Raw genomic sequence first — 13,226 nt, forward strand, 5'->3', positions numbered from 1 at the left:
GGTTGGGTGTATCGGTCAAACACTGGAGATGACACATGTCGAAGTACTCACTGCGACGACGCGGTCTGCGCGTCGCTTCCCTGGCCACGTCGGCGCTGCTGGTGGCGGGGGGACTGTCGCTCGCGACCGGGAGCAGCGTCGGTGCCGGTGCCTCCGCGGCGGCCGACGGCGCCGCGGACTCGTGGGCGAGGTACGTCCTCGGCCCCGACTCGCCCCAGGTCTACCCGACCGCCTTCGCCGACCCGCGCGGCGACGTGACGCGACCCGAGGCGCTGGTCGAGCGCAACGGGTCCATGACCCTGACGACCCGCCCGGGCGAGACCCCTGCGTCCGTGGTGCTGGACTTCGGCAAGGAGATGAGCGGCGTCCCGTTCATGGACGTCGTCAGGACCACGCCGGCGACGCCAGGCGGTGCCGCCCCGACCCTCCAGGTCGTGACCGGGGAGGCCCGGTCCTTCCTCCGGCGCGCCGCCGCCACGGCCGTCTCCGCGAACACCCCGGCGGGTGCCACGGTGATCCCCGTGGCCTCCACCGCAGGGCTCGAGGTGGACAGCGAGGTCGTCATCGGCACGGGCGAGGCCGCGCAGCGCCGCACGATCGTGGCGTTCCTGCCCAACGCCGTCCCGGGTCAGGGCGCCGGCACCATCACGCTCGACCAGCCGCTGACCGCTCCGGTCACCGGCCCGGTCCCCGCCTCGGGCGGCAACCCGTCGGTGCCCGGCACCCCCGTCACCAGTTCCGCGCTCGGCCCGGCCTCCGACGAGAACCCCGGCCAGTCCCTCGTGGGTGGCAACGACTACCTCACCCCCACCGGCCCGGGCCGCGTCGAGGCCGGCGCGCACCCCGGCTTCCGCTTCGTCATGCTCACCCTGCAGACGCCCGGCACGCTGGTGCTGCGCGACCTCGGAGTGGACTTCCAGGCCTACCGGGCGACGGCGAAGGACTACAGGGGCTGGTTCGAGTCGAGCGACGACGAGCTCAACCGGCTCTGGTACGCCGGCGCGTACACGCTGCAGACCAACCTCAAGCTGCCCGGCCTGCGCGGCCTGCCCGACGGCCGCATCTACGACGGCGCCAAGCGCGACGGCAGCATCTGGACGGGCGACCTCATCATCCAGGGCCCCACGGCGATCAGCACGCTCGGCGACGTGGGTGAGCAGTACGTCAAGTGGTCCCTCGACGAGCTCATCCGCGAGCAGCGTGCGGACGGCCACCTCCCCGGCTCGCCCGACTTCAACAAGGGCCGGCTCAACACCAACCCCGCCAGCGGTCCCAACGCCCCGTACGAGGTCGGGCAGGGTGCGCCGATCTACTACTCGGTCAACTACTCCGGCTACGGCGCGCGGTCGATCATCGACTACTACCGCTACTCCGGAGACGAGGCCTACGCACGCCAGACCCTCGAGGACGTCCGGGAGGCGGTGGCCTACAACCAGCGGTTCCTCGACACCGAGAAGAACCTCATCGCGCCGCGCAACCCGGCCAACCCCGAGGACCCGAACTACACCCGCGGCGACCGCGACTACTTCCAGTCCTACATGCCCGGCTACGTCACGAAGTTCAGCATCGACTACTACATCCTCCTCCGCGAGATGGCGTGGTACGAGCGGGAGATCGGCTCGGCAGCCAGGGCCGCCGACTACGACGCCACGGCCGACCGGATCAAGGCTGCCGTGACCAGCACGCTGTGGAACCAGCGGCTCGGAGTCTTCGGGCAGAGCGACCTCAAGCCGGACCTCGTCGCGGGTGACGTGAACGGCCTGGCGCTGCAGTACGGCTTCGTGCCCAAGGGCCAGGAGGGCCGCGTGCTCGAGGCGCTCAAGGTCAACTGGAACCCGCACGGCGCCATCATGGGCGAGGGCCTCGTCGACCCCACCGGGCACACGATCGAGCCCTTCGGCATCGGCATGGAGACCGGCGGCCGACTGGCGGTCGACGACACCGCGGGCGCGTTCGACCTGATGCGTCGCACGTGGGGCACCATGATCGACCCGGCCAACCCGCTCTACACCGGCACGTTCTGGGAGTTCAAGAACACCGAGGGCGGCGTCAACCGGACGACCGCCAGCCTGGCGCACGGCTGGGCCGCCTCCCCGACGGTGCAGCTGACCGAGTCGGTGCTGGGTGTCCGGCCGGTCGGCCCCGGCTACTCGACCTGGACGGTCAAGCCGCACCCCGGGGACCTGGCCTTCAGCCGGGGCGTGGTCCCGACCGAGACCGGCTCCATCGCCGCCTCGTGGAAGCAGGACGAGCAGGCCGGCACGTTCAGCATGCAGCTCGACACGCCCGCGGGCACGTCCGGGACGGTGGCCGTGCCGGTCAAGGCCGACTCCGTCGTCCGCGTGGACGGCCAGCCCGTCTGGGTCGCCGGCACGTCCGTGGCGCGCAACGCCACGCTCGCGGACGGCTACGTCACGTTCAACGCCGGGAGCGGTGCGCTCGCCGTCACCGTGGCGCCGCAGGGTGCCGGTCCCGTGACGCCCCCGGCCGGCAAGGCGGACTCCGAGGTGAAGGTCAAGGTCAAGCCCGGCAGGCCGAGCACGACCGAGCGGGCCAAGGTGAGGATCAGGGTCCGCTCCACCGGTGACCCCCGCGGCAAGGTCACGGTCCGCGTGGACGGCCGGCTGGTCAAGAAGGTCCGGCTCGACGGCTCCGGCAGGGCGTCCACGCGCCTGCCGCGGCTGAAGGCCGGCACGCACAGGGTCGCCGTCGCCTACCCGGGTGACGAGGCGATCGAGCCGAGCCGAGGCAGGGCGACCGTCAAGGTCGTGCGCCGCAAGCGGTGAGGTCCGTCGGGCGGCGGCGGGAGCTCGGCTCCCGCCGCCGCCCGCGGCCGTGCAGGCGGTCGGAGGAGTCGCCGACCGTACGATGTGCGCGCCATGTCCGATGCCCGCGGTCCCTCCACCATCCGCGACGTCGCCGCGCTCGCAGGCGTGTCGGTGACCACGGTGTCCAACTTCTTCAACCACCCCGAGCGGATGACCGCGACCACGCGTGACCGCGTCGGCGCCGCCGTCGCATCGCTCGGGTTCTCCCCGAGCGACGCCGCCCGCAGCCTGCGGCGCGGGCGCAGCACGGTCGTCGGCTACATCTCCTTCGAGCTCGCGAGCGCGCGCACGCCGGCGATCACCACCGCGATGGGCGACCGGCTGGCGCAGGCGGGGATGCACCTCCTCTCGGCCGTGGACGGCGGGGACCCCGCCCGGGAGCGCGCCTACCTCGAGCTCTTCGAGAGGCAGCGCGTCGCCGGGCTGGTGATCACCCCGGTGACCGACCTCGAGCCCGAGCTCGCGCGGCTGCGCCGGGCCGGTCTCCGCAGCGTGCTCAGCGCGCAGCGCGCCACGAGCCCCGAGCAGCCCTCGGTCTCCATCGACCACCGCCACGGCGGCCGCCTCGCCGCCGAGCACCTCCTCGCGACCGGGCGTCGGCGGCTGGCGTTCGTCACCGACACGCTGGAGCTGCACCAGGTCTCCGAGCGGTTCCAGGGCGCGATGGCCGCTGTGGCCGAGCACCCCGACGCGACGCTCGAGGTGGTCACCTGCCCGGAGCGTTCGGTGGCGGGGGGCGAGGACGCGGCGGCACAGCTGCTGCGCCGGCCGTCGACCAGCCGTCCCGAGGGCGTGTTCTGCGTCAACGACCTCGTCGCGCTCGGGCTGTGCGGGGGACTCCGGCACGCCGTGTCGGTGCCGCAGGACATGGGCGTGGTCGGTTACGACGACATCGAGTTCGCCCGTCTCGGCGCGGTCCCGCTGACCACTGTCAGCTCGCCGCAGGAGAGGCTCGGCGTCGCCGTCGCCGAGCTGCTGCTCGCCGAGATCGCCTCCGGCGGCGCGCCGGACGACGAGCCGCGTCCCCGTCAGGTGGAGCTGGAGCCCCGGCTGGTCGTGCGCGCCTCGACCACCGCCGCCCCGTGACGCCGCCGGCGACCGCGACCGCTCGGGCCGCCGGGACGACGGCCTCGTCGATGTCGCCGTGAACCCGGCGCGCGCACGGCACCCGCGACACGTCGAGCGGCTCGTCCTCGTGGCGGGCTCCGCCTCGCTCCTCGACAGCGCGGCGATCATCTCCGTCGGCTCGGCGCTGCCGCTGTGGCGCTCGCAGCTCCGGCTCGACGACGTCGAGGTCGGGGTCGTCAGCGCGACGATGACGATCGCCATCGCGCTCGGCGCGCTCGCGGGAGGCTGGCTGGCGGACCGCCTCGGGAGGCGTCGCGTCTTCACCGCCACCGTCGCGCTGTACGCCTTCGGGGCTGCGCTGGTGGCCCTGGCGGGCTCCCGGACCGGCCTGGTCGCCGGCGTCGCCGTCCTCGGTCTCGGGTCGGGGGCCGACCTGCCCGCCTCCATCGCCCTGGTCGCCGGCCGGGTCCCCGCACGGCTGCGCGGGCGGATGGTCGCCGCCACCCACGTCATGTGGACCGTGGGCATCGTCCTGGCCAGCGCCGCCGCGTTCGCGGTCTCGCCGTTCGGCCTCCCCGGCATGCGGGCGGTGTTCGGCGCCCTGGCGCTCGGGGCCCTCGCGACACTGGCGGCGCGGCGACGCGCCGTACCGCCGGACCTGGACCCGGACCTGGGCCCGGACCCGGGCGCGGCAGCCGGGCCGCGCACCGGCGCGGGGGAGGTCGCCGCAGCGCCGGTCGCCCGGGGCGACGTACGCGTGCTGGTCGCCGTCGCGCTGTTCTACCTGCTCTACACGCTGGTGGCGAACACCTTCGGCAGCTTCCGCACCTACCTCCTCGTGACGGTGGGTGACGCCAGCCAGGCGGGGGCCACCGCCATCTCGTTCGGCATGACACTGGTCGGTCTCGTCGGCACGGTCGCCTTCAGCGCCATCGCGGACTCCCGGTGGAGGCGCACGGTGTATCCGTTCGCCGCGGTGGCACTCGTGTGCTCGCAGGCGATGCTCTCCCTGACGGTCGGCCAGTCGCTGTCTGCGACCGTCGCCGCGCTCGTCCTCTACGCCCTGGCCTATCCCTACGTCGGCGAGGGCCTCTACAAGGTCTGGGCGCAGGAGTCGGTGTCCCCGGCGGCGCGGGCGACGTTCCAGGGCGCGACCATCGCCGGAGCCCGCGCCGCCGCCGCGCTCTTCGCCCTGGTCACGCCGTCGCTCCTCGCGGATGACCCCGCGGTCCTCTTCTGGCTGCTCACGGTGATCGCCGCCGCGGCGGTGCTGGTCGGCCGGCGGTCCCGTGAGCGGCCCTCCGCCGGCCCGGCCGCTCGGAGCACGCGAGGCGTCCCGACCCCATAGCCATTGGGGGGATTTGTCGGCCCGCGGCCTCGGGCATCGTCGAGGACGTCAACGATCGACATCCGCGAGCACACACCGCAAGGAGCACCACATGGTCAACGGAATCGCCACGGTCTGGGTCCCGGTCACCGACATGGACAGGGCCGTCGCCTACTACCGCGACGTCCTCGGGCTGTCGCTGAAGTCGCAGAGCGAGGACTGGTCCGAGCTCGAGACCGACGGCCTGGTGATCGGCCTCAACGCGCGGGAGTCCGCCACCAGCTCGGACGGCGGTGGTGCCGTGATCTCGTTCCAGCCCGACGGCAGCATCGAGGACGAGCGGGACGAGCTCACGTCGCGGGGCGGCGAGCTGACCGGCGAGATCTCGGAGCACCCGTGGGGCCGGATCCTCCCCTTCGGGGACAGCGAGGGCAACGACCTCCAGCTCTACAGCCCGCCCGCCGACTGACGGATCGGCCGGCGACGGCCGACCCCAGGCGTGACGCAGCGCGACGACGCCCCGGAGCGATCCTCCGGGGCGTCGTCGTGTCCGGGACCGTCAGCCCTTGAGCCCGGCCCGCGACACGCCCTCGACGACGAAGCGCTGCGCGGCGGCGTAGAGGACGAGCACCGGCACGGACGCGATCACCGCGCCGGCCATCAGCAGGTCGTAGCGCACGGCGTTGGCGTTCTGCAGCGTGGCGAGGCCCGCGGGCAGGGTCTGGCTCTCGGGGGAGAACAGGACGTAGACGGGCCAGAGGAAGTCGTTCCAGTTGGTGAGGAACGACAGCATGCCGAGGGTCACCAGCGCCGGTCGCGACAGCGGCAGCACCACGGTGAGGAACGTGCGGAAGCGCCCGGCCCCGTCCATGGCGGCCGCCTCCTCGAGCTCCGGCGGGATGCCGAGGAAGAACTGGCGCATGAAGAAGACGCCGAACGCGCCGGCCGCACCCGGCACGATGACCGCGGCCAAGGTGTCGAGCCACCCGATCCGGCTGGTGATGAGGTAGTTGGGGATCAGCAGGATCACCGGCGGGATGAAGAGCGTGCCGATGATGATCCCGAAGATCCACTTCTTGCCGGCGAAGTCCATCCGCGCCAGCGCGTAGCCGGCGAGCGCCGCCGTGGCGACGATGAGCAGCGACTGCAGGCCGGCGGCGACGAGCGAGTTGACGAGCCAGCGCACGACGGGAGTGCCGTCGTTGCCGAGGATGGCGTCGAACGCCTGGGTCGTCGGGTCGTCCGGGATCCACTGCGGGTCGGGCGAGGCGGCGTCGCCGGTGGTCTTGAACGCCGTCGAGAGCATGTAGACCAGCGGGCTGATGAACAGCAGCGTCAGGACGCCGAGGACGCCGTACTGCAGGATCCGGCGCAGCTTGGCCGGACTGCCCGCCGAGCCGCTGTGGTCGTCGCGGTGCTCGGTGGCGGGCTCGCGGGTGGGGGTGGCGGTGCTCATCGTCGGCTGCCCTCCGGCTCACGGTCGCGGAACAGGAAGAACACCAGCGTGCTGACCAGCATCAGGAAGAAGGAGAAGATCATCGACATCGCGGTCGAGTCCCCCGAGTTGAAGTTGGTCAGGCCGGTGTCGGCGATCTGGTAGATCGCGGTGCGGGTCTCCGTGCCGGGTCCGCCCTGGGTCATCAGGAACGACTGCCCGAACATGTTGACCGAGGCGATGATCGTCACGCTCGTGACGAACAGCAGCACCGGACGCAGGCCGGGGAGCGTGACGTGGATGAACCGCTGCCAGCCGTTGGCGCCGTCCATCCGCGCGGCCTCGTAGAGGTCGGGGGAGATCTCCCCGAGCGCGGCGAGGTAGATGATCGCGTTGAAGCCGAGCGTCCACCACACGGTGACGCCGACGAGCGAGATCCACGCCCACGGCTGCGACGTCAGCCACGCGGTGTCCGACGGCAGCCCGAGCACGCCGAGGTAGTGGTTGACGAGCCCGATGTTGGAGTCGAGGAGGTAGCGCCACAGCACCGCGACCACGGCCACGCCGAGGACGTACGGCGCGAAGTACATCGCCCGGAACAGGTTGCGGCCGCGGAACTTCTCGTTCATCACCATCGCCACGAGCAGCGGCAGCACCAGCAGCAGCGGCACGGAGAGCGCCGTGAAGATCCAGGTGGCCTTCATGGAGTCCCAGAACGCCTCGGCGTAGGGCGACGTGCCGTCGATGAGCCCGGTGTAGTTCTCCAGCCCGACCCACGGCTTCTCCGGAAGCGAGTAGTCGTACTCGTGGAGGCTGATCCAGAGGCCGTAGGCGAACGGCGCGATGACGAAGGCCAGGAAGAGCAGCAGGTAGGGGGCGAGGAACAGGTAGGCGTCGCGGGTCTCGTGCTCGCGCCGCCCGCCCGGTGGCGCACCGGAGGCCGGCGCGGACCGGACGTCCTCGCTCGCGTCGTCCACCGTCTGGGTCGTGGTCATCGTGTCACCGCCCGAACTTGTCGAGGTTGGCCTGGAGCAGCTGCGTCGCGCGGCCGGCGGCGTCGCTGAGCGCTTCGTCCGGCTTGAGCCGGCCGAGGATCGCCTCGCTCACCGCTGTCTCCAGCGTCTGCGTCTGCACGTCCGGGACGCCGGGGACGCTGGGCAGGAAGCGCATCGCCGGGATGGCAGAGGCGAGCGCCGACTGCGGGGAGTCCTTGAACTCCGTGGACTCGCGCGCCTCGTTGAGCGCGGGGATCATGCCGGCGCCGGACCAGGCCGCCGACTGCTCGGTGAGGTAGCGGATGAACGCCTTGCCGGCCTTCAGCCGGTCGTCCTCGGGCTCGCGGTCGCGGAAGAGGACGAGGTGGTGGGAGTTGGCCCACACGGCGGGCTGCTCGCCGATCGTCGGGATCGGCGCGATGCCCCAGTCGAGGTCGCCGCCGGCGGCCTGCAGGTCGTTGATCTGCCAGATGCCGTCCCAGGTGAAGGCGCCCTCGCCGTTCTTGAAGGCGGTGTACTGGGTGTCCACGGCGACGTTGTCGGGACTGTAGCCCTCCTCGACCTGGCGGCGCATCCACGACAGCGCCTCGACGCCCGCGTCGCTGTCGAAGAGCGCCTCGCTGCCGTCCTCGGCGTAGGGCTCGCCGCCGAACTGCCACAGCAGCGAGAGGAACATCAGGTGGGCGGGCCAGCGGTTCGGCATCCAGAAGGGGGTCTCGACGCCCTCGCCGGTCATCTGGTCGAGCACCTGGCGCAGCTCGTCGCCCGTGCCCGGCTGCCCGGAGGCGCCGACGCGCTCGAGCATCGATCGGTTGGTGTAGCTCGCGAGGCAGTGCACGTCGAGCGGCACGCCGTACCGGACGTCGTTGACCATCCCGCCGTTCCAGACCTGCTCGGGGTACTGGTCGGCGCTGATGCCGAGCTCCTCGAGGACGTCGTCGAGCGGGTTGAGCGTCTGGCGGGCCGACTGGGTGGCCAGCTGCTCGAGGTGCATGGCGCCGACGTCGGGACCGCGGCCGGCGTGCACCGCGGCCACGACCCGCTGGTAGTACTGCGCCCAGTTGATGGTGTTCTGCTCGACGGTGATGAGGTCCTGGCTGGAGTTGAACCGGGCGACCAGGTCGCGCATCGCCGGGCCGTCGCCACCGGTGAACCCGTGCCAGTAGCTGATCGTGACCGGCGGCCCGTCATAGCTGGCGCCGAGCGCGGCGCCGGTGTCCACCACCGGCGTGGTCGCGCCACCGCACCCGCTCACCACGGACGCCACGGTCGCGCCGCCGGCGACCGCCAGCAGCTGTCGTCGGGTCAGGGTCATCGCTCAGCTCCTCGGGATGCGCGCGTCGGGGGGCCGCGCGACAGGTCCGGTCTACTACGGATTTCCAACGATGTAAAGCGGGGGATGTGGCGTCCGCCACAGGTCGACGGTCGGCAGTCGGCGGGCGGCCGACGGGCTCAGCGGTCCCCGGCGGTGCTGTCCCGCTCGACCACCACGAAGGGGACGTCGGGGTCCGGCGACTCCTCGACGCCGGACAGCCGGGCGTGCAGCGTGTGCACGGCGCGGACCGCGAGCTGCACCTTGTCGGGCGACACGGTGGTCAGCGTCGGGACGCTGTAGGCGCACTCGTCGATGTCGTCGAAGCCCCCCACCGCCACGTCTTCGGGCACCCGGACCCCGTGCTGGCGTAGCGCGGCCAGCGCCCCGAGGGCGAGGAGGTCGTTGAAGCAGAACACCGCGTCGAACGGGGCGCCGGCCGCTACGAGCCGGTGGATCGCCGCAGCCCCGTCGGCCCGGCGGTAGTTGGCGGCCGGCGCCCACAGCTCCTCGTGCCAGGGGATGCCGAGCTCCTCGTGCGCGCGCTGGTAGCCGGCCAGCCGGAGCCGGGCCGCGCTGACGTGCCGCTCGGTCGGGGTGCCGACGACCGCGATCCGCCGCCGCCCGGCGGTGAGCAGGGTGTGCGTCAGCCGCGCGGCCGCCTTCACGTTGTCGATGCGGAGGTGGTCCACGGTGCTGTCGGTGACGTGCTCGCCGAGCATGACGACCGGCGTACGTCGTGCCGTCTGCTCGATGTCCTCGCGCAGTAGGCCGAGGGGGCTGAGGATGACCCCGTCGACGAGCCCCGGCCGGATTCCCGAGAGCACCTCGAGCTCGCGCTGCCGCTCGCCGTCGGTCTGCTCGACGAGCACAGTGAGGCCGAGCCGGTCGGCCGCCTCGATGACGTGGGCGGCCACCTCGGCGAAGTAGACCTCGTCGAGCCGGGGCACCCCGAGCGCGATGACGCCCGTACGTCCCGTGCGCAGGCTGCGTGCCTGGAGGTTCGGGCGGTAGTCGAGCTGCTCGACGGCCGCCTCGACCTTCGCGCGGGTCGTCGCGCTGACGTGGGGGTAGCCGTTGATGACGTTGGAGACGGTCTTGACCGAGACCCCGGCCAGCAGCGCGACGTCCTTGAGCCTCACCGCCATGAGCTGTCCTCCGTGACACGGCGCCGTGCGCCGGCTGGGTTGCTGCGCGTCTCCAACGATGTAAACATACGAGGAACCCGCGTCGTCCGCCACGACCCCGTGTCGCCCGGCGCCGTGCCGCGCCGTCCACGACCCTAGGAGAGCACGTGCCCGAGTCTCCCGTCACCGCCCCGGACGCCAGTGGGACCGACCCAGGGACCGACCCGGGGACCGACCCGGGGACCGACCCGGGGAACGACCCGGGGACCGGTGCGCCGGACCCCGCCGACGAGCTCCTGCACCCCCGACCGCAGTTCGCCCGGGCGGAGTGGACCGAGCTCGACGGCCCCTGGCAGTTCGCGTACGACGACGAGGACGCCGGCCTCGACGCGTCGTGGGCCGGCCGCGAGGACGTCTTCGACCGCGAGATCGTCGTCCCGTTCCCGCCGGAGTCGCGGCTCTCGGGGATCCACGACCCCGGCTACCACCCCGTCGTCTGGTACCGCCGCGTCGTGCCGTGCCCGCGGCCCGGCGACGGCGACCGGATCCTGCTGACCTTCGGCGCGGTCGACTACCGCTGCACGGTCTGGGTCAACGGCCACCGCGTCGGCGACCACGAGGGCGGGCACTCGTCGTTCACCCTCGACGTCACCGCCGCCCTCGAGGCCGACACCGACGACCAGGTCGTCGTCGTGCGGGCGGAGGACTGGCACGACGACGTCACCCAGCCGCGGGGCAAGCAGGACTGGGCCGAGAAGCCGCACACCATCTGGTACCACCGCACCACCGGGATCTGGCAGCCCGTGTGGTGGGAGCGGGTCAGCCCCGCCCACCTCACCGAGCTGCACGTCACCCCCGACGTGGTGCGCGGCCGCATCGACGTGGAGGCGCGGGTCCCCAGGTCGGCCGGTCCCGGCCTCGCGCTGCGCTGCCGGGTGCGGTTCGAGGGGGAGACCCTCGCCGAGACCACGGTCACCGTCGTCGACCCCGACCTGCGGCTGTCGGTGGAGCTGCCGTTCGCCCGCAACTACCAGGAGGTGCACCGCATCACCTGGCGACCGGAGTGGCCCAACCTCCTCGACGTCGACCTCACGCTGCTGCGCGACGGCGAGCCGGTCGACGAGGTCACCAGCTACACCGGCTTCCGCCAGGTCGGCTACGCCGACGGGCACTTCCTGCTCAACAACCACCCCTACTTCCTCCGGCTGGTGCTCGGCCAGGGCTACTGGCCCGAGTCGCACCTCGCCGCGCCGTCGCCGGCGGCGCTGCGCCGCGAGGTCGAGCTGATCAAGGAGCTCGGGTTCAACGGCGTACGCGTGCACCAGAAGGTCGAGGACCCGCGCTTCCTCTACTGGTGCGACCGCCTCGGCCTCGTGGTGTGGGGCGAGATGCCCAGCCCCTACGCCTACTCGCCCACGATGGTCGAGCGCCTGACCCGCGAGTGGCTCGAGGTCGTCAGGCGCGACCGCAGCCACCCCTGCATCGTCACGTGGGTGCCGCTCAACGAGAGCTGGGGCTTCCAGATGGTCGAGCAGGACGCCGCCCAGCGGCACTTCGCCTCCGCGCTCTACCACCTGACCCGGTCGGTCGACCCGACCCGGCCCGCGATCAGCAACGACGGCTGGGAGCACACCGACAGCGACATCTGGGGCGTGCACGACTACGGCCCGAGCGGACGCGGGCTCCGCGAGCGCTACGGCACCCGCGAGGCGCTCGACCGCAACCTGCGCGAGGGCCGTCCCGGACGCCGTCGGGTGCTGCTCGAGGAGGGGACCGACCGCGGCCAGCCGGTCGTGATCACCGAGTTCGGCGGCCTGTCCTTCACCCCGGACGAGGGCCAGGACTGGTTCGGCTACTCCACCGTCGCCAGCGCCGACGACCTCGTCGCCAAGCTGGCCGAGCTCGTCGACGCGCTGGTCGACAGCCCCACCATCGCGGGCTTCTGCTACACCCAGCTCACCGACACCGAGCAGGAGGACAACGGCCTCCTGACCGCCGACCGCGAGCCGAAGGCACCGGTGGAGCACATCCGCGCGGCCCTGTCGCGACCCGCGCGCTCCGACCCGGCCAGCGAGGTGGACCAGACCCGCGAGGAGGCCGCCGCACCGACCGGCGACGCCCCCTGACCTGCGTCGCTCAGGCCTCGCGCCAGGGCGAGGCGTGCGGGTGGCCGAACAGGCCGGGCAGGCCTCCGCTGTGCAGCAGGACGGTCCGTGACCCGGCCGTGACGGCACCGTCGCGGACGCTCGCGACCAGGCCGGCCGCCGCGCGGCCGGTGTAGACGGGGTCGAGGACGATGCCCTCGGTCCGGGCGACCAGCTGCATCGCGGCGCGGGTGTCGTCGGTGAGGACCTCGTAGCCGGCGCCGACGTGGTCGGAGCGGATCCGGAGCGTCCCGGCGGCGGCGCCGTCGGGAGCGATCGCGCCCCACAGTGAGAGGACGCGGTCCTCGGCGTCGTCGACCGCACCGGTGTCGACGCCGAGGACCCGCTCGGGCCCCAGGGCGCTCACCAGCCCCGCCATCGTCCCTCCCGAGCCGACGGCCACCACGACGTCACGCAGGTCGGGAGCCTGGTCGAGGAGCTCACGGCCCGCGTCCTCGTACGCGCGAGCGCCGACGGCGTTGGAGCCACCGAAGGGGATCACGCCCGGACGCCTCCCCGCGGACCGCTCGTGGTCGGCCGCGTCCTGGACCGCCGCCGCGAGGCCCTCGGCGCCGACGTCGCCGGCCCACACGATCCGGGCACCCAGCAGGCGGTCCAGCAGCAGGTTGCCGGTCTCCGTGGCGGGCTCGTCCCCCACCAGCACGAGGACGACCGGCACCCCGAGCCGGGCGCCGGCGGCAGCGGTCAGGCGCGCGTGGTTGCTCTGCGGGGCCCCGCTGGTCACGACCACGTCGGCGCCGTCGTGCAGCGCGGCGGCCATGGTGCGCTCGAGCTTGCGGACCTTGTTGCCGCCGCCGCCCAGCCCGATGAGGTCGTCGCGCTTCACCCAGAGGTCGTCGGGCCCTAGCCCCAGCGCCACGCCGAGCCGCGGCATCGGCTCCAGCGGCGTGGGGAGGGTGGCCAGCGCCGCGGTGTCGGGGCCGGTCGGGCGGTGGGGAGGAAGGGCCATGCGGTCAGCCTCGCAGGGTG

At 72.8% G+C, this 13,226-nt stretch carries 10 protein-coding genes; 5 read left to right on the forward strand and 5 right to left on the reverse strand.

Going from position 1 to position 13,226, the window contains the following annotated elements:
- The first annotated feature begins 35 nt into the window (after positions 1 to 35).
- From HN031_RS09065 to HN031_RS09080, 4 genes are all read left to right on the forward strand, one after another.
- Complete coding sequence (locus HN031_RS09065; protein ID WP_172269147.1) at positions 36 to 2,786, forward strand: alpha-L-rhamnosidase C-terminal domain-containing protein; 2,751 nt, start codon at positions 36 to 38, stop codon at positions 2,784 to 2,786.
- Positions 2,787 to 2,879: 93 nt separating this feature from the next.
- Positions 2,880 to 3,914, forward strand: coding sequence for a LacI family DNA-binding transcriptional regulator (locus tag HN031_RS09070; RefSeq protein WP_172269150.1), 1,035 nt, complete (start codon positions 2,880 to 2,882; stop codon positions 3,912 to 3,914).
- A gap of 58 nt (positions 3,915 to 3,972) precedes the next feature.
- Complete coding sequence (locus HN031_RS09075) at positions 3,973 to 5,244, forward strand: MFS transporter (RefSeq protein ID WP_172269153.1); 1,272 nt, start codon at positions 3,973 to 3,975, stop codon at positions 5,242 to 5,244.
- A gap of 91 nt (positions 5,245 to 5,335) precedes the next feature.
- Positions 5,336 to 5,692 carry a VOC family protein gene (locus HN031_RS09080; protein ID WP_172269156.1) on the forward strand — a complete coding sequence of 119 codons (357 nt, stop codon included), beginning with the start codon at positions 5,336 to 5,338 and terminating at the stop codon, positions 5,690 to 5,692.
- 90 nt (positions 5,693 to 5,782) lie between these two features.
- Here HN031_RS09080 and HN031_RS09085 read toward each other — a convergent pair whose 3' ends face one another.
- The 4 genes from HN031_RS09085 to HN031_RS09100 all read right to left on the reverse strand — a co-directional run bounded on the left by HN031_RS09085 (position 5,783) and on the right by HN031_RS09100 (position 10,113).
- Entirely contained in the window at positions 5,783 to 6,679 is an 897-nt protein-coding gene (locus HN031_RS09085; RefSeq protein ID WP_172269159.1) for a carbohydrate ABC transporter permease, read from the reverse strand.
- Entirely contained in the window at positions 6,676 to 7,653 is a 978-nt protein-coding gene (locus HN031_RS09090) for a carbohydrate ABC transporter permease (RefSeq protein WP_172269162.1), read from the reverse strand. Before HN031_RS09090 ends, HN031_RS09085 begins: the two co-directional genes overlap by 4 nt.
- A 4-nt stretch (positions 7,654 to 7,657) precedes the next feature.
- Positions 7,658 to 8,968 carry an ABC transporter substrate-binding protein gene (locus tag HN031_RS09095; RefSeq protein ID WP_172269165.1) on the reverse strand — a complete coding sequence of 437 codons (1,311 nt, stop codon included), beginning with the start codon at positions 8,966 to 8,968 and terminating at the stop codon, positions 7,658 to 7,660.
- Positions 8,969 to 9,105: 137 nt separating this feature from the next.
- Entirely contained in the window at positions 9,106 to 10,113 is a 1,008-nt protein-coding gene (locus HN031_RS09100) for a LacI family DNA-binding transcriptional regulator (RefSeq protein WP_172269168.1), read from the reverse strand.
- Positions 10,114 to 10,259: 146 nt separating this feature from the next.
- On the opposite strand from HN031_RS09100, the gene HN031_RS09105 reads away from it, so the two are divergent.
- On the forward strand, positions 10,260 to 12,218 hold the full coding sequence (locus HN031_RS09105) for a sugar-binding domain-containing protein (RefSeq protein WP_367650707.1): 1,959 nt from the start codon (positions 10,260 to 10,262) through the stop codon (positions 12,216 to 12,218).
- Positions 12,219 to 12,228: 10 nt separating this feature from the next.
- On the opposite strand, the gene HN031_RS09110 is transcribed toward HN031_RS09105, so the two are convergent.
- Positions 12,229 to 13,206, reverse strand: coding sequence for a pyridoxal-phosphate dependent enzyme (locus HN031_RS09110; protein ID WP_172269171.1), 978 nt, complete (start codon positions 13,204 to 13,206; stop codon positions 12,229 to 12,231).
- Positions 13,207 to 13,226: the final 20 nt, after the last annotated feature.

This window comes from Nocardioides sp. zg-1308 (assembly GCF_013155375.1).
Taxonomy (GTDB): Bacteria; Actinomycetota; Actinomycetes; order Propionibacteriales; family Nocardioidaceae; genus Nocardioides; species Nocardioides renjunii.

Excerpts from the sequence above, each read along its gene's own strand:
- HN031_RS09065 (WP_172269147.1), top strand. The coding sequence starts at position 36 with ATGTCGAAGTACTCACTGCGACGACGCGGTCTGCGCGTCGCTTCCCTG.
- HN031_RS09070 (WP_172269150.1), top strand. The coding sequence starts at position 2,880 with ATGTCCGATGCCCGCGGTCCCTCCACCATCCGCGACGTCGCCGCGCTC.
- HN031_RS09080 (WP_172269156.1), top strand. The coding sequence starts at position 5,336 with ATGGTCAACGGAATCGCCACGGTCTGGGTCCCGGTCACCGACATGGAC.
- HN031_RS09085 (WP_172269159.1), bottom strand. The coding sequence starts at position 6,679 with ATGAGCACCGCCACCCCCACCCGCGAGCCCGCCACCGAGCACCGCGAC.
- HN031_RS09090 (WP_172269162.1), bottom strand. The coding sequence starts at position 7,653 with ATGACCACGACCCAGACGGTGGACGACGCGAGCGAGGACGTCCGGTCC.
- HN031_RS09095 (WP_172269165.1), bottom strand. The coding sequence starts at position 8,968 with ATGACCCTGACCCGACGACAGCTGCTGGCGGTCGCCGGCGGCGCGACC.
- HN031_RS09100 (WP_172269168.1), bottom strand. The coding sequence starts at position 10,113 with ATGGCGGTGAGGCTCAAGGACGTCGCGCTGCTGGCCGGGGTCTCGGTC.
- HN031_RS09110 (WP_172269171.1), bottom strand. The coding sequence starts at position 13,206 with ATGGCCCTTCCTCCCCACCGCCCGACCGGCCCCGACACCGCGGCGCTG.